This window comes from Mycobacteroides abscessus ATCC 19977, from assembly GCF_000069185.1.
GTDB classification, from domain to species: Bacteria; Actinomycetota; Actinomycetes; order Mycobacteriales; family Mycobacteriaceae; genus Mycobacterium; species Mycobacterium abscessus.
Window position 1 is genome coordinate 679,877 of record NC_010397.1, and the last position, 25,463, is coordinate 705,339.

25 protein-coding genes are annotated in these 25,463 nt (G+C 65.1%); 15 read left to right on the plus strand and 10 right to left on the minus strand.

Annotation, left to right across the window (positions count from 1 at the left end):
- Window positions 1–51: 51 nt before the first annotated feature.
- Window positions 52–945, plus strand: coding sequence for a LysR family transcriptional regulator (locus tag MAB_RS03580; protein WP_005085592.1), 894 nt, complete (start codon window positions 52–54; stop codon window positions 943–945).
- Here the strand turns inward: MAB_RS03580 and MAB_RS03585 are convergent.
- Together MAB_RS03585 and MAB_RS03590 are read right to left on the minus strand one after the other, a co-directional pair.
- Window positions 942–1,787 carry an alpha/beta fold hydrolase gene (locus MAB_RS03585; protein WP_005113951.1) on the minus strand — a complete coding sequence of 282 codons (846 nt, stop codon included), beginning with the start codon at window positions 1,785–1,787 and terminating at the stop codon, window positions 942–944. The genes MAB_RS03580 and MAB_RS03585 overlap by 4 nt on opposite strands.
- Window positions 1,784–3,562, minus strand: a complete 1,779-nt coding sequence (locus tag MAB_RS03590; RefSeq protein ID WP_005085594.1) for an N-acyl-D-amino-acid deacylase family protein — start codon at window positions 3,560–3,562, stop codon at window positions 1,784–1,786. The genes MAB_RS03585 and MAB_RS03590 overlap by 4 nt, the downstream gene beginning before the upstream one ends.
- A 65-nt stretch (window positions 3,563–3,627) precedes the next feature.
- Here MAB_RS03590 and MAB_RS03595 point away from each other — a divergent pair, with 65 nt between their 5' ends.
- A complete protein-coding gene (locus MAB_RS03595) occupies window positions 3,628–4,257 on the plus strand; it encodes a TetR/AcrR family transcriptional regulator (protein ID WP_005085595.1) in 630 nt (209 codons plus the stop codon).
- Between the two features lie 53 nt (window positions 4,258–4,310).
- Window positions 4,311–5,570, plus strand: a complete 1,260-nt coding sequence (purD, locus tag MAB_RS03600) for a phosphoribosylamine--glycine ligase (protein ID WP_005085596.1) — start codon at window positions 4,311–4,313, stop codon at window positions 5,568–5,570.
- 19 nt (window positions 5,571–5,589) lie between these two features.
- Here purD and MAB_RS03605 read toward each other — a convergent pair whose 3' ends face one another.
- Both MAB_RS03605 and MAB_RS03610 read right to left on the minus strand, forming a co-directional pair.
- The gene (locus MAB_RS03605; protein ID WP_005087117.1) at window positions 5,590–6,399 is read right to left on the minus strand and encodes an alpha/beta hydrolase; all 810 of its coding nucleotides are present in this window, start codon (window positions 6,397–6,399) and stop codon (window positions 5,590–5,592) included.
- A 52-nt stretch (window positions 6,400–6,451) separates the two neighbouring features.
- Window positions 6,452–7,258 (minus strand): alpha/beta hydrolase, encoded by an 807-nt coding sequence (locus MAB_RS03610; RefSeq protein WP_005087119.1) that lies wholly within the window; start codon window positions 7,256–7,258, stop codon window positions 6,452–6,454.
- Here MAB_RS03610 and MAB_RS03615 point away from each other — a divergent pair.
- The 3 genes from MAB_RS03615 to purB all read left to right on the plus strand — a co-directional run bounded on the left by MAB_RS03615 (window position 7,257) and on the right by purB (window position 10,686).
- Window positions 7,257–8,471, plus strand: a complete 1,215-nt coding sequence (locus tag MAB_RS03615) for a pyridoxal phosphate-dependent aminotransferase (RefSeq protein WP_005113200.1) — start codon at window positions 7,257–7,259, stop codon at window positions 8,469–8,471. The two genes, MAB_RS03610 and MAB_RS03615, sit on opposite strands and share 2 nt — an antisense overlap.
- 70 nt (window positions 8,472–8,541) lie before the next feature.
- Window positions 8,542–9,249, plus strand: a complete 708-nt coding sequence (locus tag MAB_RS03620; protein WP_005085599.1) for a TetR/AcrR family transcriptional regulator — start codon at window positions 8,542–8,544, stop codon at window positions 9,247–9,249.
- A gap of 18 nt (window positions 9,250–9,267) precedes the next feature.
- Window positions 9,268–10,686 (plus strand): adenylosuccinate lyase, encoded by a 1,419-nt coding sequence (purB, locus tag MAB_RS03625; protein WP_005085600.1) that lies wholly within the window; start codon window positions 9,268–9,270, stop codon window positions 10,684–10,686.
- A 112-nt stretch (window positions 10,687–10,798) separates the two neighbouring features.
- Here purB and MAB_RS03630 read toward each other — a convergent pair whose 3' ends face one another.
- Entirely contained in the window at window positions 10,799–11,422 is a 624-nt protein-coding gene (locus MAB_RS03630; RefSeq protein ID WP_005085601.1) for a hypothetical protein, read from the minus strand.
- A gap of 18 nt (window positions 11,423–11,440) precedes the next feature.
- Here MAB_RS03630 and MAB_RS03635 point away from each other — a divergent pair, with 18 nt between their 5' ends.
- The 3 genes from MAB_RS03635 to MAB_RS03645 are packed head-to-tail and all read left to right on the plus strand — an operon-like array spanning window position 11,441 to window position 15,277.
- Window positions 11,441–12,334, plus strand: a complete 894-nt coding sequence (locus tag MAB_RS03635; protein WP_005085602.1) for a phosphoribosylaminoimidazolesuccinocarboxamide synthase — start codon at window positions 11,441–11,443, stop codon at window positions 12,332–12,334.
- Window positions 12,331–14,466 carry a S9 family peptidase gene (locus MAB_RS03640; protein ID WP_005113201.1) on the plus strand — a complete coding sequence of 712 codons (2,136 nt, stop codon included), beginning with the start codon at window positions 12,331–12,333 and terminating at the stop codon, window positions 14,464–14,466. The genes MAB_RS03635 and MAB_RS03640 overlap by 4 nt, the downstream gene beginning before the upstream one ends.
- The gene (locus tag MAB_RS03645; RefSeq protein ID WP_005085604.1) at window positions 14,456–15,277 is read left to right on the plus strand and encodes an SDR family oxidoreductase; all 822 of its coding nucleotides are present in this window, start codon (window positions 14,456–14,458) and stop codon (window positions 15,275–15,277) included. The genes MAB_RS03640 and MAB_RS03645 overlap by 11 nt, the downstream gene beginning before the upstream one ends.
- On the opposite strand, the gene MAB_RS03650 is transcribed toward MAB_RS03645, so the two are convergent.
- Window positions 15,270–16,673 (minus strand): sugar porter family MFS transporter, encoded by a 1,404-nt coding sequence (locus tag MAB_RS03650; RefSeq protein WP_005085605.1) that lies wholly within the window; start codon window positions 16,671–16,673, stop codon window positions 15,270–15,272. The genes MAB_RS03645 and MAB_RS03650 overlap by 8 nt on opposite strands.
- 69 nt (window positions 16,674–16,742) lie before the next feature.
- Between MAB_RS03650 and MAB_RS03655 the strand changes: the two genes are divergently transcribed.
- The 3 genes from MAB_RS03655 to MAB_RS03665 all read left to right on the plus strand — a co-directional run bounded on the left by MAB_RS03655 (window position 16,743) and on the right by MAB_RS03665 (window position 19,847).
- A complete protein-coding gene (locus MAB_RS03655) occupies window positions 16,743–17,231 on the plus strand; it encodes a glutathione peroxidase (RefSeq protein ID WP_005085606.1) in 489 nt (162 codons plus the stop codon).
- A 71-nt stretch (window positions 17,232–17,302) separates the two neighbouring features.
- A complete protein-coding gene (locus MAB_RS03660) occupies window positions 17,303–18,007 on the plus strand; it encodes a DUF2334 domain-containing protein (protein ID WP_005064160.1) in 705 nt (234 codons plus the stop codon).
- Window positions 18,008–18,188: 181 nt separating this feature from the next.
- Window positions 18,189–19,847, plus strand: coding sequence for an FAD-binding dehydrogenase (locus tag MAB_RS03665; protein WP_005113202.1), 1,659 nt, complete (start codon window positions 18,189–18,191; stop codon window positions 19,845–19,847).
- Here the strand turns inward: MAB_RS03665 and MAB_RS03670 are convergent.
- Window positions 19,844–20,494: an MBL fold metallo-hydrolase gene (locus MAB_RS03670; RefSeq protein WP_005113203.1), complete on the minus strand. Its 651-nt coding sequence runs from the start codon at window positions 20,492–20,494 to the stop codon at window positions 19,844–19,846. The genes MAB_RS03665 and MAB_RS03670 overlap by 4 nt on opposite strands.
- A 51-nt stretch (window positions 20,495–20,545) precedes the next feature.
- Between MAB_RS03670 and purS the strand changes: the two genes are divergently transcribed.
- Together purS and purQ are read left to right on the plus strand one after the other, a co-directional pair.
- Complete coding sequence (gene purS / locus MAB_RS03675; protein ID WP_005064165.1) at window positions 20,546–20,785, plus strand: phosphoribosylformylglycinamidine synthase subunit PurS; 240 nt, start codon at window positions 20,546–20,548, stop codon at window positions 20,783–20,785.
- Window positions 20,782–21,459 (plus strand): phosphoribosylformylglycinamidine synthase subunit PurQ, encoded by a 678-nt coding sequence (gene purQ, locus MAB_RS03680; RefSeq protein WP_005113206.1) that lies wholly within the window; start codon window positions 20,782–20,784, stop codon window positions 21,457–21,459. The genes purS and purQ overlap by 4 nt, the downstream gene beginning before the upstream one ends.
- 75 nt (window positions 21,460–21,534) lie before the next feature.
- On the opposite strand, the gene MAB_RS03685 is transcribed toward purQ, so the two are convergent.
- Both MAB_RS03685 and MAB_RS03690 read right to left on the minus strand, forming a co-directional pair.
- On the minus strand, window positions 21,535–22,332 hold the full coding sequence (locus tag MAB_RS03685) for a family 1 encapsulin nanocompartment shell protein (RefSeq protein ID WP_005113207.1): 798 nt from the start codon (window positions 22,330–22,332) through the stop codon (window positions 21,535–21,537).
- A complete protein-coding gene (locus tag MAB_RS03690; protein WP_005085612.1) occupies window positions 22,329–23,336 on the minus strand; it encodes a Dyp-type peroxidase in 1,008 nt (335 codons plus the stop codon). Before MAB_RS03690 ends, MAB_RS03685 begins: the two co-directional genes overlap by 4 nt.
- A gap of 42 nt (window positions 23,337–23,378) precedes the next feature.
- On the opposite strand from MAB_RS03690, the gene MAB_RS03695 reads away from it, so the two are divergent.
- Window positions 23,379–24,647, plus strand: coding sequence for a M18 family aminopeptidase (locus MAB_RS03695; RefSeq protein ID WP_005113211.1), 1,269 nt, complete (start codon window positions 23,379–23,381; stop codon window positions 24,645–24,647).
- Here the strand turns inward: MAB_RS03695 and MAB_RS03700 are convergent.
- Window positions 24,637–25,455 (minus strand): maleylpyruvate isomerase family mycothiol-dependent enzyme, encoded by an 819-nt coding sequence (locus MAB_RS03700; protein WP_005085614.1) that lies wholly within the window; start codon window positions 25,453–25,455, stop codon window positions 24,637–24,639. The two genes, MAB_RS03695 and MAB_RS03700, sit on opposite strands and share 11 nt — an antisense overlap.
- Window positions 25,456–25,463: the final 8 nt, after the last annotated feature.

Here is a 25,463-nt window from a genome sequence, read left to right on the forward strand (position 1 = left end):
AACGATTCAGCACAATCTAATTAATATGCACTATTCATGTAGTTTTACTTCATGGATGTGCGCCGCCTGCGGATTCTGCGTGAATTTGCCGACCGGGGCACCGTCGGAGAGGTGGCGGATGCGATGAGCCTCACGCCCTCGGCGGTATCCCAGCAGCTGAAGGTGCTGACGCGTGAGGCCGGTGTACCGCTGCTGCGTCAGGATGGCCGGGGTATCGCGCTCACCGAGGCCGGCCACGCGCTGGTGCTGCGCGCCGATGAGGTGATTGCCGCGGTCGATCGTGCGGACGAGGAAATGGTGGCGTACCGGGAGGGCACGCAGCCTGTGGTGCGGGTGGCGTCATTCCCATCCGGAGCGGGGGTGCTGCTGCCCAGGGTGGTGGCGGCCGTGGCGGAGGCGGTGGACATACGCCCCAGCGATGAGGACGTCACCTACGGCGAGGCGCCGGGGCTGCTGACCGAATACGACCTTGTCATCACGCACCGCGACGAGCGGGCCGCGGCCTTGCAGTCGCCGAGAGTCTGGTCGACGACACTGCTGCGTGAGCCGATCGATCTGCTGGTACACCGGGATCACCCACTTGCGGCCTGCGACTCGGTGACACCGGCCGAGCTGGCCGATGAGACGTGGATCAGCGTGCCCGAGGGCTTCCCGGTTGACGACGTTCTGGTCTCTCTCGGGGTTTCCACCGGGATCATTCCGCGAGTCCGGTTCCGGTTCAAGGATTTTCAGATCGTTGAGGACATGGTGGCTCATGGGCACGGTGTCGCGCTGATGCCGCGATACGCGAGCCGCAGCCCGCGGGTGGCAAGAGTGGTGATCCGCGAGGTGCGTGCCGCGCGGTTGTACGAGGTGTTGGCGCGGCCCGGTGCACGGCACCGGCCGGCTATCGCCGCGACCATCCAGGGGCTGCGGGACGCGGCGGCGGTGCTGGAATCGCGTTAGGCCGAGTACTCGGCGATATGCTCGAGGACCAACGCGGCAGTCTCAAGAGGCCGCTCCTCGGCGATCCAATGGGACACACCCTCGAAGACCTCGAAGCGATACGGCGCCTCCACATACTTGGGAGTGGCGTCCGCGGCCGCGCGGGTGACGGCGGAGTCTCCGTCACTCCAAATGAACAGGGTGGGCACGCGCGAGGGCCGAGCCGGCGATCGAAGCGAATAACGCATCGCCCGATACCAATTCACCGTCGCAGTGGTGGCACCGGGCTCGCTGAACAACTCCCGGATACGTTCGGCGAGCCGGTCGGACACCTTCATCCAGGACTTGCCGAACTTCTTGAACGCCTCCGTCTCGTTGAAGCCGAAGAGCCACTCCGGAAGCCGCGGGATCTGGAACAGCAGCATGTACCAGGAGTGCAGCAGCTGACCGCGCAGCATCGCATCCTGGAACGCACGTGGATGCGGAACCGAGAGAATCGACAACGTTTGCACGCGGTCAGCGTGGTTGCCGGCGAGTTGCCAGGCCACCGCCGCACCCCAGTCGTGTGCCAGCACATGGAATTTACGGACACCGGCTTGATCGACGAGCGCGATGATGTCGCCCTCGAGCTTGTCCACGGCATAATTTCGGACACCGACAGGGCGGGCACCGGGGGAATAGCCTCGCTGATTGGGGGCCAATACCCGGAAGCCGGCGCCGGTCAGCTGGGGGATGACCTCTTCCCACATGGTCGCGCGTTCGGGAAAGCCGTGCAGCGCAACGATGACCGGACCGTCGAGGGCACCCTCGTCGATGACGTCGAAAGTCAGCCCGTCATTGGTGAAGGTGCTCAGTCTGCTCATCGGAGGGCGAGCTTCTCACCGGCCTTCAGGTATCGGCCTGTTTGCAGGTCATGTCCGTATCCCTCGATGAACTCGCCGAGACGGAACACGACCTTGCCGCCGACCGCAGTGGCCACCACGGTCTCGTCGTTGCGGTTCACCATGCGCGATAGGTTGTCGAAGAACGGAGCCTGGGCCTCGTTATAGGCGTCGACGGTGCCATCCAGCTTCTCCGGGTCGATGATGACGAAATCGGCGCGGTCGCCCTCGCGTAGGTAGCCGGCGTCCAGCCCGAACCACGAGGCGAGCTCGCCGGTCAGCCGGTGCACCGCCTGTCCCAGGGACATGACCGGCTTCCCGGCCTTCTGCGCGTCGTTCATGCGCTTGAGGAAGCGCAGGGAGAAGTTGTAGAAGGCCATATTGCGCAGATGCGCACCGGCGTCGGAGAAGCCCAGCTGGAAGTTGGGATCCTTGGCCATCTCGTCGAGCACCTTCGGGCGGTGGTTGCCGACGGTCGTCGTCCAGCGAACGTTCTTCTCGCCGTTGTCGACCAGTACGTCCAGGAACGCATCGAGCGGGGCGATGCCGCGCTCGTCGCCGATCTGTCCGAACGTCTTGCCGACCAGCGAGGCATCGGGGCATTCGACGATCACGGCATCGTGGAAGTCCTTGTGCCACAAGCCCGGCTTGTGTTTCTTGATGGCGAACTCACGCCGGAACTTGCGGCGGTACTCTTTGTCGGCCATCAGCTTGTTGCGATCCAGTTGCTCGCGAATGTGTAATGCCGCGGTGCCGGCGCCGAACTCCTCGAACACCGGCAGATCGATGCCATCGGAATACAGCGTGAACGGCAACGGCATGTGCTGGAATTTGACGTTGGACTTGAAGACCTTGTTGCCGATCCGGGCGGCGGCGCTGAAGAACACGTTCGCGCCCTTGATGCTCTTGGAGTCGGCCGCGACCAGCAGACTGACGGGAACAGCCTTGCGGCGCTTGAAGAATCGGGTTCCTGTGGACAGGAAGAACAGCACCGCGGTGAGCGGGTTGTTGATATTGGGGGCGCTCTGCAGAATGCGGTCACGCTTGCGCAACACGTTGATGAGGCGCCAGCGCTCGTGCCACCACGCGTAGGTCGATGGCAGGGCGCGGGAGCGGTAGCGGTCGCCGTCGAGCTTGTCGATCGGGGCGTCCATGCCGGACATGCCGAGCATGCCCGCGTCGAGTGCCTTGTCGAGCATGTCGGCCATGCGGTCGAGTTCCTTGCGGGTGGGGAAGGACCAGTTGTTGGTGGCACGGCCCAGCCCCATGACGGCAGTGCGCAGATCCGAATGCCCAAGGAAGGACGTCACATTGGGGCCGAGGGGGAGTGCATCGATCTTCTTGACGTAGCTCTCCGGATCGGTCCAGTCCTGGAACTCGTTGAGCGCGCCGATGACATGTTTACGCGGCACCGCCTCCACACGGCTGAACAGGTCGGCGGCGTCCTCGGGCTTGGCGTAGACGGTCGACATGGAACAGCAGCCCAGCACGATGGTCGTGACACCGTGGCGCACCGACTCGTCGAGTCCGGGGTTGAGCAGCACCTCGGCGTCATAGTGGGTGTGAATATCGACGAAGCCGGGCAGCACCCATTTGCCGCCTGCGTCGATCACCTCGGGGCAATCGGTCTCGTCGAGCGCAGTGGTGGAGACGGTAGCGACCCGCCCTTCTTTGATGCCGAGGTTGGCCTTACGGGGCTCGGAATCGGTGCCGTCGAACCAGAGGCCGTCGCGAATGATGAGGTCGTAAACGCTCATGGGGGCTGCCCTTCGTTGGGTGATGAGCCCAGTCTAGAAAAGATGGCAACCGATCACAATCCTTAGTGACATGGTCCAACGTGATCTACGGTGACCTTGTGAGCCCCACCCAGGCCGAGCGCCGCGAGTCGACCATTGCCAGGCTGCTCGACTCCGGTATCGACACCATCGCCGAACTGGGGTATTCACGCGCCTCGGTGCAGCGCATCGCCAAACGAGCCGGGTTGTCCTACGGGGCGTTATTCCGGCACTTCCCGACAGTTGGCGATTTCATGGCAGAAGTGGCGCGCGAGACGCTGCGCCGTCAGCTGGCGACCGTGCGGGCGCAGTTCGACCGGGCCGGGGACCGGCTGGCGGAATTCGAGGACGTGATGGCCGTGATGCGCTCACTCAAAGAAGAGCCCATCAACGCCGTGCTCTATGAGCTCATGGTGGCCGCGCGCACCGATGAGCAGCTGCGCGAGACGCTGCAGGTCGCGGTGGCCGAGTACGGCGCGCAGATGGTCGAGCTCGCGCGGTCGGTGCCGGGGACGGACCGATTGTCCGAGTCCGAGCTCATCACGCTGGTCTTCATGATCACCGACATGTTCGACGGCGAGGCGTTGGTGCAGACGTTGCGCCCATATCCGGAGCTGGTCGCCGGACGTGACGAGTTACTGGCCAAGTTGCTGCGAGGGTACCGCCCGGATGCCTAGCCTGCCCCGTGGCCGGGGTGGCCCCGACCGCTAGGGTCTGGTGCATGGAGTCCTTGCGTGTCCTCATTATTGGATCCGGTGGCCGTGAACACGCTTTGGCGATCGCCCTGAAGCGAGACCCACGCGTGGACTACCTGGCGATAGCGCCGGGCAATGCGGGAACCGCCGCCGTGGCCGAGCAGCATGCCGTCGATATTGGCTCCGGTGCCGAGGTTGCCGCCTTGGCCACCACCCTCAACATCGACCTGGTGGTCATCGGCCCCGAGGTGCCGTTGGTGCTGGGTGTCGCCGACGCCGTGCGGGCCGCGGGCATCGCCTGCTTCGGTCCCTCGGCCGCCGCCGCGCGCATCGAAGGCTCCAAGGCATTCGCCAAAGACGTGATGACCGCCGCGGGGGTGCGCACCGCGCGCAGCGAAATCGTGGACAACCCAGCGCATCTGGATGCGGCCCTGGACCGGTTCGCCAGCGAGCCGGCCTGGGTGGTCAAGGACGACGGACTGGCCGCGGGCAAGGGCGTGGTGGTCACCGATGACCGCGCGGCCGCGCGCGCCCACGCCGCGAGCCTGCTCGACGACGGGCATCCCGTGCTGCTGGAGTCCTTCCTCGACGGGCCCGAGGTCTCCCTCCTGTGCATCGTCGACGGCGAGACGGTGGTGCCGCTGCTGCCGGCCCAGGATCACAAGCGGGTGGGCGACGGAGACACCGGCCCCAACACCGGAGGTATGGGTGCCTACACCCCGCTGCCGTGGCTGCCTGCTGAGACCGTCTCCGAGATCGTCGACACCATTGTCAAACCCGTTGCCGCCGAGCTGGTCAAGCGGGACAGTACTTTTACCGGCGTGCTCTACGCGGGTCTGGCGATCACCTCGAACGGCCCCTCCGTCGTCGAGTTCAACTGCCGCTTCGGTGATCCCGAGACGCAGGCGGTACTTGCGCTGCTCGAGTCGCCGCTGGGGCAACTGCTCAACGCCGCCGCGATCGGGAATCTCCAGAATTTCGGCCCGCTGCGCTGGCGGGACGGCAGCGCGGTGACAGTGGTGTTGGCCGCGGAAAACTACCCGTTGCGCCCGCGCACCGGCGACGTGATCACCGGCGCTGAGGCAGAGGGTGTGCTGCATGCCGGTACGGCCCGACGTGAGGATGGCGCCGTGGTGTCGTCCGGTGGACGCGTGTTGTCGGTGGTGGGCACCGGTACCGATCTGCAGGCCGCGCGCGCCGATGCTTATGCGAAGATCGAGGCGATTCGCCTGCCGGGCAGCCACTTCCGCAGCGACATCGGGTTGGCCGCTGCCGAAGGGCGCATCAGCATCTAGGGGTATCTAGGGGTACGGTCTAGCCAGCCAGGATCGGTGCGATCCAGCCCAGTGCCTGCGGCACTTGGGACAGCCAATATCCGCCCTCGTGCGCGCCCGGACCGAATTCTCCGGCGGGAGGTGCGGGCAGCTGCTCGGCGAAAGTCTTGCTGGCGGCGTAGAACCGGTCATCGAATCCGGCCGAGACCCACAGTGGTATGCCGTTGAGCTGTGGCAGGCCGAACACGGTGTTCTCGGCCCAGTTTTCTTCGTCGTCAAAGGCATCGGCGGTCGCCTCGGGATATGTCATCCAGATCGACGGGCTTACCGCGGCAATAGCGGCGGTCCTCGGACCGCCCAGCCGGGCACCGTTGAGCAGCGCTCCGTATCCACCGGCGGACCAGCCCATGAAGGCCACCCGAGACACGTCAAGCCCCTCTTGGTCGGCCAGCATGGGGATGAACTCGTCGATGATCATCGCGCCGGGGTCATCACCGTTGGTATGGGGATGCCAATAGCTGTTGCCGCCGTCTATCGCGGCGACCGCGAACGGCGGTGCGCCCGCCGCGACCAGATCGCCGAGCATCCGCTCGTAACCCCAGTAGATAGTGCGATCGGCATTCTCGTCGCGGCCGTGCAGCATGATCACCGGCCGCACCGGCCAGTCGACTCCCGGCGGCCTGGCTATCTTCCACCCGGTCGGAATACCTCCGCGGGCTTCGGAGATGAAGGACCCGCTGGTGACCTCGACAGCGGCCCGCGCGGGTGCCGCGAGCGCCGGAAGAAGCGTGGCACCAGCACCGAGCGCGGCGCCCAGCTGCAGCAGGCGACGACGGCTCATTTCGGTCACCCGCTCGATAATGCCAGCGGATGGCAAAGCCGTCGAGGCTTAATCAGCCGCGCTAGGCGGTGAGCAGCGGCGCCATCCAGGCCATTTCCGCGCCGATCTGCGAGCTCCAGAAGGCGCCATCGTGACCGCCGGGGCTGAACCCGCCTGCCGGAGGTGTCGGAAGCTGAGCAATGAACTGCTTGGTGGCGCTGTAGAACGGATCGCTGTCGCCGCAGTCGATGCGCAGGGGGATCGAGTTCAGCGCGGCCAATCCCCAGACCGAGTTGGCGGCGTAGTCCTCGGCACCGTCGAAGGCGCCCGGCGCCGCCGCGCCCGAGGACGTCCACAGCGCAGGACTGACGGCGGTGATGGCGGCGGTGCGGCCCGCTCCCAGGCGTGAACCCAGCAGCATGGCGCCGTATCCCCCCATGGACCAGCCGAGGAACGCCACACGCGAGGTGTCCAGACCCTGTTCTGCCAACAGCGGGATGAATTCATTGAGCACCATGGCACCGGAATCTTCGCCCGACGCCCGCTTGTGCCAATAGCCACCGCCACCGTCGACACTCGCGAGCGCGAACGGCTTGGCGCCCGCGGCCACCGCCTGCGCCAGCATGTTCTCTACGCCGCCTTCCATGACGCCGGCGGCGGTTTGGCCCTTACCGTGCAGTGCGATGATGGGCCGGATCGGCCCGGTGACCCCGGGTGGCCGGGCGATACGCCATTCGGTGCGGACTCCGCCGCGGGCGGCGGAAACAAACGAGCCGGCCGCGATGGCGCCGTCGGCGCCGGCGGGGAAGGCCCCTGCTCCGAGCAACGCGGCGCCGGCACCGGTGGCCGCACCCAGCTTGAGTAGTGAGCGTCGGGACAGATCACGCATGCCGACCATCATGCCGGTTCTGTCCGATACCGTCGCAGCCGTGGTAGACCTCTCGCGGCGCTCGGACGTTCCGCCGTTCTATGTCATGGACGTGCTGGCGGCGGCGGCCACGCGTCAGCGCACGCACGGCGACATGATCTCCCTGGCAGCCGGGCAGCCGTCGACGGGTGCGCCCGCGGTGGTCCTCGACGCGGTGCGGGAGGCGCTCGGTACCCAGGTGCTCGGGTATACCGAAACGTTGGGTCTGCCGGAGCTGCGCAGCGCGATCGCCGCGTATCACCGCGAACGTTCCGATATTGCTGTCACCGCCGACGACGTCGTGGTCACCACGGGGTCCTCGGGAGGATTCACGCTGTTATTTCTCGCCGCCTTCGACGTGGGGGACACCGTCGTGATGACTCGGCCAGGGTACCCGGCATATCGCAATTGCCTTGCCGCGCTGGGCTGTCGAGTTGTGGAATTGGATTGCGGCCCCGAGACGCGATATCAGCCGACGGTGGCCATGCTGGAGGCTCTCGCGCAGGCTGACGGCCGCGTACCCGCGGGCCTCATCGTCGCCAGCCCGGCCAACCCGACCGGCACTATCATCGATGCGGGCAAGCTGGAGGCGATCGCGCTGTGGTGTGAGGCCAACGGCACTCTGCTGATCTCCGACGAGATTTATCACGGGCTTTCCTATGGCGACCAAAAGACTTCCAGTGCATGGGAATTCAGCCGTGAATCGGTCGTGATGGGCTCGGTGTCCAAGTACTTCTCGATGACGGGCTGGCGCCTGGGCTGGATGCTAGTGCCGCGCCGGTTTCTGCGTGCCGTGGACCGGCTGTCCTCCAACTTCACGATCTGCCCGCCGGCCGTCTCCCAATATGGAGCGCTCGCGGCCTTCAGTCCCGAGGCTCGTGACGAGCTCGACGGGCACGTACGCCGTTACGCGGCCAACAGGACATTGCTCATCGACGGCCTTGCCGCCATGGGAATTACCAAGATCGCGCCACCCGACGGTGCGTTCTATGCGTACGCCGATATCGAGCATCTGACCGATAATGCCGAACAGTGGTGTGCGGACTTGTTGGCGCGCACGGGGGTAGCGGTCGCGCCCGGTATCGACTTCGACACTGTGCGCGGCCACCGGACCGTGCGGCTGAGCTTCGCGGGTGGTTCGGACGAGATTGCACAGGCATTGGCGAGAATGCGGCCCGCGCTCGGCCGGGGCTGATATCAACCGCTTGCACGAGATAGCGCAAAACGCCCGTGGGGATGCTTCGCTGCTGGCAGCATGACATGGCGTGACAGTCAGGCAGCACGCGGAGGTGTTCCCCGACGGGAATGCCGCGCACCGTCCGCAAGCCACCCCCAAGGGTGAGCGGCGGCGGCGCGCGTTGATAAGTGCCGCAGCTGATCTATTGCGAGACAACGGTATTGATGCGGTGCGGCACCGCGCAGTGGCGCAACGAGCCGGTTTGCCGTTGGCCTCCACCACGTACTATTTCTCCTCGCTGGAGGATCTCATCGCCCGGGCCGTCGAACATGCGGGAACCCACGAGCTGGAACAGATTCAGGAACGCCTGTCGCTGGTTCAATACCGGCGCCGTGGCGCTGCCGCCACCGCCGAGGCCGTGGTGGAGCTGTTGTTCGGCACACCGGGTTTTGGTGGTGGGGAGCAGTTGGTATCGCGATACGAGCGTGAACTGGCGTGCAGTCGCCATCCCGAACTGCGTGAGGTGCAGCAGCGGCTGCGGGAGCAGCGCGACGACGCCGTGGCCCAAGTGGTGCGCAGGTCCGGCCGGTCGATAGACAACGACCATGTAGCGGTGCTGATTTCGACTGTCGACGGGGCAATGGTCGGTGCTCTTACCGAGGCCGCGGCCAGCCCGACCGCCACGGCTACCGCGATGCTGGTGGACGTCATAGATGTACTAGCTCCGCTGGAAGCAGAACAGCTGGCTGAATCGGTTCCGGCCGATGAGCATCGTGGGCGAAGAGCATGGATCTAGTCCCCATAGACTCTGGTTGTGCAAATCCCTAACGTTCTGGCCTCCCGGTACGCAAGCGACGCGATGACTGCGCTGTGGTCGCCCCAATCAAAGGTGGTGCTGGAGCGCCAGTTGTGGATCGCGGTGCTGCGTGCACAACGCGATCTGGGCATCGAGGTTCCCGACGGTGTCATCGAGGACTACGAGCGTGTGGTCGAGAACGTGGACCTTGACTCGATCTCGGCACGTGAGCGCGTCACCCGCCACGATGTGAAGGCCCGTATCGAGGAGTTCAACGCGCTCGCCGGACACGAGCACATCCATAAGGGCATGACGAGCCGCGATCTCACCGAGAACGTGGAGCAACTGCAGATTCGCCGCTCGCTGGAGTACGTGCATGCCCATGGCGTCGCGGTGGTGGCGCGGCTCGCGCGTCACGCCGTCGAGTACCGGGACGTGGTGATGGCCGGGCGCAGCCACAATGTCGCCGCGCAGGCAACCACGTTGGGTAAGCGGTTCGCATCGGCCGCCGACGAGACTCTGCTCGCGCTGACCCGGTTGCGGGAGCTTCTCGACCGGTATCCGCTGCGGGGGATCAAGGGGCCGATGGGCACCGGGCAGGACATGCTGGACCTGTTCAACGGAGACGTGGTCAAGCTGGCCGAGCTGGAGGAGCGTGTTGCGGGCTTCCTCGGCTTTTCCACGACCCTGACGAGCGTGGGCCAGGTATACCCGCGCTCGCTGGACCACGATGTGGTGTCGGCGTTGGTGCAACTCGGCGCCGGTCCGTCGTCGCTGGCGCACACCATCCGCCTGATGGCCGGACACGAGCTGGTCACCGAGGGCTTTGCGCCAGGACAGGTGGGCAGTTCGGCGATGCCGCACAAGATGAACACCCGCAGCTGTGAACGCGTCAACGGCCTGCAGGTGATTTTGCGCGGCTACGGCTCGATGGCGGCGGAACTTGCTGGGGCGCAATGGAATGAAGGCGATGTGTTCTGCTCGGTGGTGCGCCGTGTCGCGCTGCCCGACGCGTTCTTCGCGATCGACGGGATGATCGAGACCTTCTTGACGGTGCTCGATGAGTTCGGTGCGTATCCGGCGGTGATCGACCGTGAGCTGCGCCGCTACCTGCCGTTCCTGGCGACCACCAAGGTGCTCATGGCGGCGGTCCGGGCCGGAGTCGGCCGCGAGGAGGCCCACGAGGTGATCAAGGAACACGCGGTCGCGACGGCACTGGCGATGCGTGAAAAGGGTGCCGAACCAAACCTTTTGGGTCTGCTGGCGGAGGATGCGCGACTGCCGCTGGACGCCGATGCACTGGAGGCGGCGCTGGCCGACCGCGCCTCGTTCACCGGTGCCGCCGCCGATCAAGTCGACCGGGTGGTTGCCGAGGTCGAGGCGCTGGCGGCCGAGTATCCCGATGCCGCGGTGTACAGCCCGGGCGCCATTCTGTAGCTCACGCCCTCCCGAGGCGCCGACACGCCGTCTTCTGTTGCGAACCTGTGGCGTGTTGCCGCACAGTACGGCGTGTCGGCGCGAAGGGGAGCGTTAGGCGCGAAGGGGAGCGTTAGGTACGCCACTGCTTGGGCACGCCGATCCCCGCCGCCTTCAACTCGACGGCAGCCAAGCCGCGCATCGCGGTGGCGTCCTGGGCCCGCCACGCGGATACCGGATCGGCGGTGATCACCGCCAGCTTCTTGAGCGGACGGTTGGCCAGCGCCCGCAGGGCCAGTAGTTGTTCACCGGCAGGAGTCGCCGCAAGCTGCACCGCGATCAGCTTGCGGCGGAAAAACCTGATGCGCAGAAAGATCCACGGACCGGCGAAGGCCAGGATGGGCGGTGCGGCGACGGCGATCGCCAGAACGACGGCCAGCCAGCTGGCGGTGGTGTCCAGATTGTGGCCGGCGCCTGCCAAATCCGCGGCCGCCTCACTGGCCGCGCGCAGCGGAGCGCCCACCTTGTCGCCGACCAACGGGATTCTGTGGGCACTGTCACCGGCGGAGTTCAGGTTGTCGGAGATGCCGTCGGCGCCGTTCTTCACCTGACGGCCCACCTCGGCGATCGTCGCTACCGCGGCGTGCACAGCAAGCCCGACGAACACCCAGATCGTGGTCCAGGTCGCGACCGCTATATCGCTGAACAGCTGGGCGAGCAACCGTCCCGGTCGGGTCGAGTAGGGCAGGAATCGCATGAATCGTAGGATGGCACGATGCGTCCTTCGCTGTCCGATTACCAGCATGTGGCCAGCGGCAAGGTCCGTGAGCTGTATCGCGTCGACGACGAACACCTGCTGTTCGTTGCCACCGACCGGATTTCCGCATTCGATTTCGTCCTGGATACCCCGATACCCGATAAGGGACGCATCCTCACCGCGATGAGCGTGTTCTTCTTCGGACTGCTGACCGTGCCGAACCATCTGGCCGGTCCGCCCGACGATCCGCGCATTCCCGAGGAAGTGTTGGGCCGGGCATTACTGGTGCGCCGCCTCGACATGCTTCCCGTGGAATGTGTGGCACGCGGTTATCTCACGGGGTCCGGGCTGCTGGATTATCAGCGCACCGGTGCGGTGTGTGGACATGTGTTGCCGCAGGGACTGGGGGAAGCCAGCCGCCTGGACCCACCGTTGTTCACCCCGGCGACCAAAGCCGACATCGGCGAGCACGATATGAATGTCGACTTCGCCGCTGTGGTCGGTCTGGTCGGCGCTGTGCGTGCCAACCAGCTGCGTGACGAGACCATCAAGATCTACACGCGCGCCGCGGCGCACGCCTTGCACAAGGGAATCATCCTGGCCGACACCAAATTCGAATTCGGCGTCGATATCGAGGGCAATTTGGTGCTTGCCGACGAAGTGTTCACGCCTGACTCGTCCCGGTACTGGGATGCCGCCCACTATCAGCCCGGGGTGGTTCAGGACAGCTTCGACAAGCAGTTCGTCCGCAATTGGCTTACCGGCCCCGAATCGGGATGGGATCGTGCGTCGGATACTCCGCCGCCGCCGTTGCCAGATGAGGTGGCAGTGGCCACGCGGGAACGTTATATCGAGGCCTATGAGCGCATTTCAGGGCTGAGCTTCTCTGATTGGATTGGCCCGTCGGCGTGAGCGGGCCGGTACGCCCGCCCGTCGCGAACCGTATCGACACTCTCCGCGAGTATCACGGGGACACCTTCGTCGATCCGTATGAATGGATGCGTGAAAAGGAGACCCCCGAGGTCATCGCGTATTTAGAGGCGGAAAACGCCTATGTCGATGACCAGCTTGGCCATCTGGCGGAGCTGCGCACCACCATCTTCGGTGAGATCAAGTCGCGCACCAAGGAGACCGACCTTTCGATCCCGACCCGGATGGGGCAGTGGTGGTACTACGCCCGCAGCTTCGAGGGAAAGCAGTACGGAGTTCATTGTCGTTGTCCGATAGGGGATCCGAACGACTGGACACCGCCGGCCCTGGATCACGACGTTCCTGGTGAGCAGATCCTGCTCGACGGTAACGTGGAGGCGGCAGGACACGACTTCTTCTCGCTCGGTGCCGCCACCGTCAGTCCGGACGGGAACACACTGGCCTATTCGGTCGACGTCGTCGGCCATGAGATGTACACGCTGCGGTTCAAGAACCTGCGCACCGGCGAGATGTATCCGGACGAGATCGCCGATATCGGCGCCGGTGCAACCTGGGCGATGGACAGCCGCACGCTCTACTATCCCGTGATCGATGAGGCCTTCCGGCCCTACGCCATTCGCCGGTACACATTGGGTGGCGGCGCGGAACCCGTCGAGGTGTTCTCCGAACCGGACGAGCGATTCTGGATCGGGGTGGGCCGCACCCGCAGTGATCGCTTTGTCGCCATTAGTGTGCATTCGTCGGTGACATCGGAGATCCTGATCGGGGACGCCGAGGATCCCGCGGCGACCTTTTCGCCAGTCTGGTTGCGCCGCAACGGTATCGAATACACCGTCGATCACATCGTGGTCGGCGGTGAGGACAGGCTGCTGATTCTGCACAATGACGGCGCCGTGAATTTCGCGCTCGCGGAAATGCCGGTCGCCGCGGTGGTGGACGGACCGGCCGACCCGTCGGCGGCACGCACCCTGATCGCCCACCGCGATGATGTGCGGCTGGACGGGGTCGAGGCATTCGCACAGCGGTTCGTGATCGGGTACCGGCGAGAAGCATTGCCGCGCATTCAGGTCTGGCCCGTCACGGCCGACGGATACGGTTCACCGCAGGAGGTCGAGTTCGACTCCGAGCTCATGCTCTCGGGATTGGGTGACAACCCGGAGTGGGATTCGCCGCTGCTGCGGGTGGGTTGCGCATCGTTCATCACCCCCACCCGTGTCTACGACCTCGATGTGCACACCGGGGAGCGCACGCTGCTCAAGGAGCAGCCCGTGCTCGGTGGCTATCGCCGCGAGGATTATGTGGAGCGGCGGGAATGGGCGCTCGCCGTAGATGGCACCCGGGTGCCACTCTCAGTGGTCCACCGCAGAGGTATCACGTCACCGTCCCCGACCGTGCTGTACGGGTACGGCGCATACGAGATGTGTGAGGACCCCCAGTTCAGCATCGGCCGGCTCTCGTTGTTGGATCGGGGAGTGGTGTTCGTCATCGCTCACGTGCGCGGTGGTGGTGAGATGGGCCGCCTCTGGTACGAGGACGGCAAGATGCTGCACAAGAAGCACAGCTTTTCCGATTTCGTATCGGCAGCAAGGCATCTCGTTGACTCAGGGGTCGCGCTGCCCAATCGGCTGGTCGCCTGGGGCGGCAGCGCGGGCGGGCTGTTGGTGGGTGCCGCGGTAAACCTGGCACCCGAGCTGTTCGCCGGTGTGCTGGCGCAGGTGCCCTTCGTCGACCCCGTCACCACCATTTGCGATCCCTCGCTACCGCTCACCGTCACCGAGTGGGATGAGTGGGGAAATCCCCTGGAAAACAAGGATGTTTACGACTACATCAAGTCGTACTCGCCCTACGAGAACATCCGCGCCGCCGACTATCCGAGCATTCTCGCGATGACATCGCTGCATGACTCGCGGGTGCTGTACGTCGAACCCGCCAAATGGGTGGCCGAACTGCGCCACACCACCACCGGTGAGCGACCCATCCTGTTGAAGACCGAGATGACGGCGGGGCACGGCGGGATAAGCGGCCGCTATGAACGCTGGAAGGAAAGCGCTTTCCAGCTCGCCTGGCTACTGGATATCCTTGGAGCGCAGGGGGAGACGCCGAATGCCCGATGAGGTCGTCGTCGTCATCGGCGTCGGCGGGATGGGCAGGGTCATCGCCCGTCGTCAGGGCATCGGCAAGGCGCTGCTGCTCGCCGACCACAACGAGCAGGCGCTGCAGGCCGTCGTCGATGAGCTGAAGGCCGATGGACACAACGTCATCGGGCAGCGCGTCGACGTCTCGTCGCGTGCTTCGGTTTCGGGGCTGGCCCAGGCCGCGGCGGGCCTGGGAAGGGTCGCTCAGGTGGCGCACACCGCGGGGCTTTCGCCGGCGCAGTCGCCCACGGCCGCCATCTTGGCAGTAGACCTGGTCGGTGTGGCCTTGGTGGTGGAGGAATTTGGCAAGATCGTCGCCTCCGGTGGCGCCGGTGTGGTGATTGCCAGCATGGCCGGACACATGCCGTACGAGCTCACCGCCGAGCAAGAACAAGAACTCGGCACCACCCACGCCGAGGACTTGCTCTCGCTGCCGTATGTACGGGACATCGAGCATCCCGCAGTTGCGTACCAAGTGTCCAAGCGTGCCAATCACATTCGCGTTCGGTTCGCCGCCCGCCAGTGGGGCACGCGGGGAGCCCGCATCAACTCGATAAGCCCCGGGGTGGTATCCACCCCGATGGGTCATCAGGAGCTCGCCTCCGAAACCGGAGCCATCACCAAGGCCATGGTCGACGGTTCGGCATCCAGACGGATCGGCACGTCCGACGACATCGCGGCGGCGGCGGCTTTCCTGCTGGGCCCGGAGTCGTCCTATGTCACCGGCACAGATCTGTTGGTCGATGGCGGGGTCATCGCGGCGGTCCGCTCCGGTCAGCTGTTCAACTGATGGCCGAGTCCATATCTTCCAGCGCCCTGCCCTTGGTCTCCTCTACCCAGCGCGCCACGAACAGCAGGGACAACACCGCGCACAGCGCGTAGCACCCGTAGGCGATTCCCAGTGCATCTCGCAGCGCCGGGAACGTCACCGTCACCGCCCAGTTGGCCGCCCAGTTTCCGGCCGTCGCCAAACCCATGGCCGCTGCCCTGATCCGGTTGGGGAAGATCTCCCCCAGTAGCACCCAGACGACCGGGCCCCAGGACATTCCGAAAGCCACCACAAACAGGTTGGCGGCAACCAGTGCAACCGGCCCGGCGACGGGGCCCAGGTGTGGCTTTCCGTCCACCATGGTGGCCGAACCGAAGATGACGGCCATGGTGCCCAGGGTCGCGGCCATCCCCGCTGAACCGATGAGCAACAACGGTTTGCGGCCCACCCGATCGATCAGCGCGATGGCCACCAGCGTGGTGGCAATATTGGTGATCGAGGTGATCACCGTGATGGTGAAGGATGAGCTCTCGCCGAATCCCACCGCCTGCCAAAGCACATTCGAGTAGTAGAAGATCACATTGATGCCGACCAGTTGCTGAAACACAGCCAGTGCCACGCCGATCCACACGATGGCGTGCAGGCCGCCGGTGGGTTTGCGTAGATCACGCCACGAGGGCGCGGTGCTCTGATCCAGCGTCTCCTGGATCCTGCCGATGGTGATGTCCAGGTTCTTTTCGCCGAGCAAGGTGGCCAGCACCGTGCGGGCCTCGGGGATGCGGTGCGTGGCAACAAGATAACGAGGTGACTCCGGGATGGTGAATGCCAACGTGCCATATACCAGCGCCGGTAGTGCCATGGCGAGGAACATCCAGCGCCACGCGGGCAGGCCCAACCACAATTCATCGCGAGAGCTGCCCGCCAGGTGTGCCAATAGCCAATCGATGGTGAGGGACAAGAAGATCCCGGTAACGATCGCCAATTGCTGCAGGGAACCCAGCCGTCCACGGATGCGCGAGGGGGAGGTTTCGGCGATGTAGGCGGGCGCGATCAGGGACGCGACTCCCACTCCCACGCCGCCGATCACCCGGAAGAGGACCAGCAGCTCGATGTTCGGTGCAAGACCGGCGCCCACCGCGCTCAACAGGAACAAGGCGGCCGCGATCTTCATGACGGCAACTCGCCCGATGCGGTCGGCGACGCGGCCGGCCGTCATGGCGCCGACAGCGGCCCCCAGCAGGGCCGAGGCGACCGCGAAACCGAGCTCGGCATCACGGATGGCGAACGCGTCCTGGATCGCCTGCACAGCGCCGTTGATAACGGCGCTGTCGTATCCGAAGAGGAGTCCTCCCAGGGCGGCTACCGACGCGATCCGCAGGGCGCTGTGGCCCGAGGAGAATTCGTCCTCCTCGCTCATACATGACCTCCCGCAACTTTGCTTGGTGTGCAAACAGTCAACCATCGCAGCCCCGGTACCGTGGGAGGCATGACCGATCTCGCGTCCATCCCGTTGACCGCCCTGGACGGCTCGGCGCTGTCACTTGCCGATTTCGGCGATAACGCCGTCCTGGTGGTCAACGTCGCGTCCAAGTGCGGTCTCACCCCGCAGTACGCGGCTCTGGAGAAGCTGGCCTCCGACTACGCCGACCGTGGTCTGACCGTGCTCGGAGTTCCCTGTAACCAATTCATGGGGCAGGAACCGGGCACGGCGGAGGAAATTCGGGAGTTCTGCTCGTCCACCTATGGGGTGAGTTTCCCGCTGCTGGAGAAGGCCGATGTGAACGGTGACAATCGGCATCCGCTGTACGCGGAGCTCATCAAGACCGCCGATGCGGAGGGTACCGCGGGTGATGTGCAGTGGAACTTCGAGAAATTCTTGATCGCGCGGGATGGTTCGGTGGTCAATAGATTCCGGCCGACAACAGTGCCGGACGCGCCCGAGGTGATCGCGGCCATCGAGAAGGAGCTGGGCTAGCGCCCGGAGCGTTCTTTTCGATGCGGGGTGTCTGACACCTTGCGTACATCTGACGTTGCCACACTAGCGGCATGGCAGGACAGCTGCTGGTATCGGTGTCGGGAATCTGCGATCGCACTCTCGATGAGATTGCGGTGTTCACTGAAGAAATGGATAGGCGGTCGATCCCGCTGTCCTTCCTGGTGTCCCCGCGCTTGAAGGGCAAGTATCGCCTCGTGGAGGATCAGCCGACGGTCGATTGGCTGGCGGCGCGTCGGTCTCGCGGTGACGCCATCGTTCTGCACGGATATGACCAGGCGGCGACCAAGAAGCGTCGAGACGAGTTCGCCGCATTGCCCGCGCACGAGGCCAATCTGCGTCTGATGGCCGCCGACCGTGTGATGGAACAGACCGGGTTACGTACGCGGCTCTTCGCCGCACCCGGCTGGACGGCCTCGGCCGGGGCGATAGAGATGCTGCCGCGCAATGGTTTCCGCTTGAACATCGGGCTGTCCGAGATTACCGATCTGGTGCGTGGCACCTCGGTGCGCGCCCGGGTATTGGGTATCGGAGAGGGCTTCCTCTCCGAGCCGTGGTGGTGCCGCATGCTGGTGCTGTCGGCGGCGCGCACGGCCCGCCGCGACGGTGTGGTACGAGTCGCCATCTCGGCCAAGCATCTACGTAAGCCGGGGCCGCGCCAGGCGATGATCGATGCCATCGACCTGGCGTTGCTACACGGTTCGGCCCCTGGCGTATACGAGTGGTTGCCCAAGCAGGTATTGCACAGCGTGGCCTGAGGGCGATAGTTTGCTAATTGCCCCGCGGGCGGGGTGGCGGGCCGGGGGGCATGGAGGCCATTGGTGCTGCGGAGTAGCTCGCGCCGAGACCGGTCGAGGGGCATAACGGCCAGTGCTTTGTGCTTTCACCGCAAGGAAGTTGGACCTTTTATTCGGCAATCGTGCCCGCTACGGTGAACCGGTGGGTGACACGAGTACCGATGTCATTGTCGTGGGCGCGGGACTGGCCGGGTTGGTGGCGGCCTGCGAATTGGTGGATCGCGGCAAAAGAGTCGTCATCGTCGAACAGGAAAACGCCGCCAATCTAGGTGGGCAGGCGTATTGGTCTTTTGGCGGTCTGTTCTTTGTCAACAGTCCCGAACAGCGCCGCTTGGGAATCAAGGATTCCCACGAATTGGCCCTGCAGGACTGGCTCGGTACCGCCGGATTTGACCGCCCGGAGGATCATTGGCCGCGTCAATGGGCGCACGCGTACGTGGATTTTGCCGCAGGGGAAAAGCGAAGCTGGTTGCGGGCCAGGGGGTTACAGACCTTTCCCGTCGTGGCATGGGCTGAACGCGGCGGCAAGGATGCCTTGGGGCCGGGAAACTCGGTGCCGCGATTCCATATCACGTGGGGCACGGGCCCTGGGCTGGTGGAGATCTTCGCCCGGCGCGTGCTCGCCGCGGTGGATCGCGGTCAGGTACGCATCGCCTACCGCCACCAGGTCGACGAATTGGTGGTCGATCAGGGTGCCGTCGTGGGTGTGCGGGGGACGGTGTTGGAGCCTTCGACGGCCGCGCGCGGTATCGCGTCATCACGAATTAAATTGGGGGAGTTTGAGTTCCGTGCGCAGGCCGTCATCGTTACCAGCGGGGGCATTGGTGGAAACCACGACCTAGTGCGGGAAAATTGGCCCGAGCGGCTGGGTCGGGTGCCGTCACAGTTGTTGACGGGCGTACCCGCCCACGTTGATGGCCGCATGCTGGGGATTTCGGTGGCCGCCGGGGCTCACCTGATCAACCGTGACCGCATGTGGCACTACACCGAAGGCATCACCAACCACAACCCGATCTGGCCGGGCCATGGGATCCGCATCTTGCCCGGCCCTTCTTCACTCTGGTTGGATGCCAACGGATCTCGAATACCTGCTCCGTTGTTCCCCGGATTCGACACCCTGGGCACGCTCGAGCACATCTGTCGCAGCGGGCAGGACTATTCCTGGTTCATACTCAACGCGCGGATCATCGCCAAGGAGTTCGCACTGTCGGGGCAGGAACAGAACCCCGACCTCACGGGCAAGGATGTGCGTGGGGTGCTGCGGCGGGGCAAGGCGGGCGCGCCCGCGCCGGTACAGGCGTTCGTCGACAACGGCGTCGACTTCGTCACCGCCACCAATCTGCCCGACCTGGTGGCCAAGATGAACGCGTTGCCGGACGTCAGCCCCCTGGACTACGCGACCATCGCTCAGCAGGTGACGGCGCGTGATCGTGAGGTGGCGAACCCGTTCGGCAAGGACCCACAGATCGCGGCGATCCGTGCCGCCCGTGCGTACCTCGCCGATCGCGTAGCCCGCGTGGTGGCGCCGCACCGGCTCACCGACCCCAAGGCCGGCCCGCTCATCGCTGTGAAGCTTCACATCCTCACCCGAAAGACATTGGGCGGATTGGAGACCGACCTTGACTCACGCGTCCTGCGCGCCGACGGCAGCTGCTTCGAAGGTCTCTATGCGGCGGGAGAGGTTGCCGGATTCGGTGGTGGCGGTGTGCATGGCTACCGGGCGCTGGAGGGCACCTTCCTGGGTGGCTGCATCTTCAGCGGACGGGCCGCGGGCCGGGGCGCCGCCGAGGACATCGGCTAGAAGGTGACCGCGTCCTCCTGCGGCAGCACCTGGAAATCGGCATCGGACATCTCCCGAAAACGCGTGTAGTAGAACGGGTATGCGGCCTCTTGCAGGATGCCCTGGTGTATGGGCACCGCCCGGGCGGGGTTGACCGCGCGCAGGTATTCGATTGCCTCGGACACCTTCATCCACGGTGCCGCGGCCGGGAGTGCCAGCACATCGACGTCCTCGCCGGGGGCGAAGAGCGCATCGCCGGGATGCATGAGGCGTGCGGCGTGCTCAGCGTCACCGATCAGGTACGACGTGTTGTCGATGAGCGGGATCTCCGGATGGATCACCGCGTGCTGCCCGCCGACCCCCCGCACGGTCAGATCCGCGACGGTGAAGTTGTCACCGGCGTGCACGGCCTGCCACGGTCCACCCAGCTGCGCCGCCGTCATTGGATCGGCATAGAGCGCCGCGCCCGGGTTGGCCTCGACCAGTGCCGGCAGTCTTTGCAGGTCCACGTGGTCGGGGTGCTGATGTGTGATCAAGATGGCCGACAGGCCGGTGATCCCCTCGAATCCGTGCGAGAAGTTGCCCGGATCGAACAGCAGGGTGGTGTTCCCATTCTCAGACGGAAATTCTGCCAGCAGGCACGAGTGCCCGAAGTGGGTCAGCTGCATGAGGGGGAGTCTAGGCGGGATGTGTGCGGGCCCACACGGTAAAGTCAGGCCGTGGCCCGAGTCGTCGTAAACGTCATGCCGAAACCCGAGATCCTGGACCCGCAGGGACAAGCCATCGTGGGTGCGCTGTCCCGCCTTGGCTATGCCGGTGTGGCAGACGTCCGGCAGGGCAAGCGCTTTGAGTTGGAGTTCGACGGTGAGATCAGCGATTCCGATCTGGAGTCGATCGCCGAGGCGCTGCTCGCCAACACCGTCATCGAGGACTGGGAAATCGTGCGGGAGTCCGAATGACCGCTCGCATCGGTGTCATCACCTTCCCCGGCACCCTTGACGACGTCGACGCCGCCCGCGCGGCCCGGCTCTCGGGCGCCGAGGCGGTCTCGCTGTGGCATGACGATGCCGACCTGAAGTCCGTGGACGCCGTGATCGTGCCCGGCGGCTTCTCCTACGGTGACTACCTGCGTGCGGGGGCCATCGCGCGGTTCGCGCCGGTGATGCGCTCGGTGGTCGATGCTGCGGCGCAGGGGTTGCCAATCCTGGGCATCTGCAATGGTTTCCAGGTGTTGTGCGAGGCCGGCCTGCTGCCGGGTGCGCTGACCCGCAATGCCGGGCTGCACTTCGTATGCCGTGATGTATGGCTGGGTGTCGACGCCAACAACACCGCGTGGTCTTCGCGGTATGAGCGGGACGCCGACATCCTGGTGCCGCTGAAGTCCGGAGAGGGCCGCTACGTGGCCTCCGATGACGTTCTCGACGAGTTGGAGGGCGAGGGCCGGGTGGTCTTCCGCTACCGCGAGAACCCCAACGGTTCGATGCGCGATATCGCCGGCATTTCCTCGGCCAACGGCCGCGTGGTGGGGCTCATGCCGCACCCGGAGCACGCGACCGAGCCGTTGACCGGCCCCAGTGACGATGGACTCGGCATCTTCTACTCGGCGCTGGATGCCGTCCTGACCGCGGGATAGTACTCACCGAATGTCGACCTTCTGTTAAGAACTGCGAATGAACCGCCCCAAAGTCGACATTCGGCGAGAAGGGGACTAGGGCAGCAGCGCGACCGATGCCTCGGCGGTGTAGCTCAGGAACGTCAGGGTTTCTTGCAGATAGAGCTGTACGCTGCCGGCGTCGTGAGACAGGTAGCCGATGGTGACATCGGTACCCAGCTGTAGGTCGAAGTCGCCCCCGCGGCAGGTCAGCACGAATGCGCCGTCGATCGCCGGTGCCCAGAGAATCTCTCCGGTGACCAGCCGGCGAAGGTGCTCGCGGATGGGATACCCGCGGTCGGAAGCCTCGCTGACCTTCGTGTACTCCTCGGCGGACAGCAGCACCGAGTACGGGCCGTCCACACCGGCCAGCCGCAGCTCCGAGAGCGCCTGCGCGACGATGTCCGGGTACTCGCGGACATCCTCGGGCAGCTTGAGTTCGGGATTGGAACTGGACTCACGGATGCCGACGATCGAGGCTGCGGGGTATCCCTCGAAGATGGCGCGGTCCTCGGCGAAGGCCAGCTTCTTGGCGGCTTCCTTGACCGGGTCCCAATCGGAATCCTGTGCGCCACGCTCCACGTCGTCAATGGCCGACCTGCTGATGGTGAACGGAACGCGCAGCCGCACAAGCGGCTTGCTCTCCCGCAGATGAGCCTGCACACCGTCTGCGGGCGCCGTCACATCCAGCAGGTGGCCGGTACTTACGGCCGCGCTGGAGGGGCCGCCCGGCTCGCTGACGTCGACCACCCGGCGCCCCGCGATGTGGCGCTTGAAGGTACGGGCGGCCTCGTTCTCGATCTCGGCCCATGCCTCGTCGGTGATAGGTGCGAGTTCGCGGTACAGGTTGTTCATGACAACGATCCTTTCAGGCTGCCGATCGATAGAGAACCCTGGTATTCAACAGATTTGATGGCCACCTCGGCGGGCAGCGACGGAGGAGCGTCGAGAAAGTCTGCGGCCGGGGCGAAGAACAGCCCGCCGGTGATGGCGGTCGAGAAGTCGAGGATGCGATCCGTGTTGCCTGGCGGATCTCCGACAAACATGTTGTGCAGCATGCGTTCTGTCACGTCTGGAGTGCGTGAATAGGCGATGTAGTAGGTCCCGAATTCGGATTTCCCCAGCTCTCCGAAAGGCATGTTGCGTCGCAAGACCTGCAGCTCGTTGCCTTCTTCGTCTTCAATGACATTCAGTGCCACATGAGAATTCGACGGCTTGACGGCATCATCGAATTCGACGTCGTCCAGCTTGGTACGCCCGATCACCTTCTCTTGCTCGTCGACGGGAAGAGCGCTCCAGGCGGCCATGTTGTGTAAGTACTTCTGCACGTGTACGTAGCTGCCGCCGATGAAGTCCGGGTCCTCGGGGCCGACCAGAGCGGCCGCGGCGGCGTCCGCCCCGTCGGGATTCTCGGTGCCGTCCACAAATCCCAGCAGGTCGCGGTTGTCGAAGTACTGGAAACCGTGTACCTCGTCGGCCACTGTCACTGCACCCGCCAGCATGGTGGTGATGCGGGCGGCCAGCTCGAAACAGCGGTCCATGGTCGAGGCACGGATATGGAACAGCAGATCACCGGGTGTGGCCGGCGCCACGTGGCGTTCGCCGCGCACCTCCCGGAACGGCCATAGCCGGGCAGGCCGCGAACCGGAAAAAAGTCGGTCCCATGCCTCGGATCCGATGGCGGTGACCAGCGACAATCTCCGTGCCGGGTCGCGGAACCCAATGGCCCTTGCCAGGCCGGACAGCTCCGGCAGGGCGCCATGAACAGCCTGTTCGGCACCCTCGTCGATGGTCACCACCAGAAAGATGGCCGAAGAGGACAGCGGTTCTAGGACGGCCTGCGGCACGGAATCGGGCACGCTTCGACCCTAGACCGTATTCGGTCAGCCATCATGGGAAGCGTGACCGCGACCGCAGTAGGACTTTGCCAATTCATCGACGCTTCGCCGTCCCCGTTCCATGCCGTGGACACGGTCGCGCAGCGCCTGCGCCACGAGGGCTTTACCGAATTGTTCGAGGCGCAACGCTGGCCGGGCCACTCGGGGGACTACTTCGTGGTGCGGTCGGGCTCGATCGTGGCCTGGCGCGGCGTTGACATGGAAGGCGAACACGCTGCCTTCCGGGTGATCGGAGCACATACCGACAGCCCGAACCTGCGGGTGAAGGCCAACGCTGATCGCGTGCAGGCGGGGTGGCCGATGGTCGCCCTGGAGCCCTATGGGGGCGCCTGGGTGCAAACCTGGTTGGACCGCGATCTGGGATTGTCCGGGCGCGTGCTGGTACGCGACGGAGATGCGGTGCGCTCCACACTGATTCGGATCGATCAGCCGATTCTGCGGGTGCCGAACTTGGCGATTCACATGGTCAGTGCCGAGGAACGCAAGAAATGGGTGATCGACCCGCAGTGGCATGTGAACTCGGTGTGGAGCGGTGAGCTCGGGTTCGAGGAGTACATCGCCGAGCAGTTGGGCGTCAGCCCGGCCGATGTCCTTGGACGCGACCTGATGACACACGACCTGACCGGGGCAGCGCTGGTCGGACCCGACGAAAGTCTGCTCAGTGCCCCACGTTTGGATAACCAGGCCAGCTGTTATGCAGGTCTGGAGGCGTTCCTGGCGGCCGAGTCCAGTTCGACGACGGTGCTGGCGCTTTTCGACCACGAGGAGGTCGGCTCGGTCTCCGACCACGGCGCCCACTCAGATCTACTCTCGACGGTTTTGGAGCGAATCGTGCTGTCCAGTAACGGAACCCGCGAGGACTTTCTGCGGCGTGCGGCTGCCTCACTTATGGTCTCGGCCGACATGGCGCATGCGACCCATCCCAACTATCCGGATCGGCATGAACCCGGGCACCAGATCGCGGTCAATGCCGGGCCGGTCATCAAGATCCACCCCAACGTCCGCTACGCCACCGACGGGCGGGGAGCGGCGGCCTTCGCCCTGGCCTGTGAGCGGGCCGGGGTTCCCGTTCAGCGGTATGAACACCGGGCGGACATGCAGTGCGGATCCACCATTGGCCCGTTCGCGGCATCGCACACCGGCATCACCACAGTGGATGTAGGCGCCGCGACCCTTGCCATGCACTCGGTGCGCGAACTGATGGGCGCACACGACGTGCCGATGTACGCCGATGCGCTGCAGGCGTTTCTGGAGCTGCCCGCTACATCGTGAAACGCAGATTGGCGACGATCTTCCAGCCCAGGTCGGGATCGCCGTCAAGAGTGAATCCGTTGCGGTTGGCGCTGGCGCGCCCGCCCAGATGACGGGCGAACTCGCAGGTGTCCGCGGTGAGCGTCACCTGCGGGGCCTCCGAGAGGGCCGCCACAATGCGAGCCCGGTCCGGAATCTCGATGTTGACCGTTTGCGCGCCAACTCCGTTGAGCACAAAGCGGATACGACTGCCCTGGGGCGCGCCGGCTCGCTTTCCTATCAAGAACGGTAGCGCGTTGATCAGTTCGGTGAGCGCGGGCGCGGCCGTCACCGGATCCGTCGGAGCAGGCAGTCCGAGGCTGTCCCGCACATCCAGTTCGTGCATCCAGCAGTCAAAGTCACGTATCTGCATGAACCGGCCATAGCTCTCCGGCCCCACGGGAGTAGCGGTCTCGGCATTGAACTGCTCTTGGGACAAACCTTCCAGAACGGCCAGGCGGGCGCTGGTGACGGTGCGCAGGTCGTTCATCACCGCGGCCGGTGGCAGCTTGCGGTAGTAGGTGAGCCACCTCTCGTTGAGGACGCCCACGGGGTTGCGCACATGCGGCAGGTCGGTGACGGCCTCGTCGGTACTGGGAATCGGGTCGCCCGACAGCAGGCGTTCGGTGCCCACCACGTGTGCGACGACGTCCTTGACCGTCCAGCCCGGCAATACGGACGGCGTGGCCCATTGGTCGTCGGTCAAGCTGGCGCCCAGCTCATCCAGCGCGCTCCACTCGGCGGCCAACGCGGAGACGACGGGCTCTTTGGCGACGATCGTGACGGTCATGGTCCGAG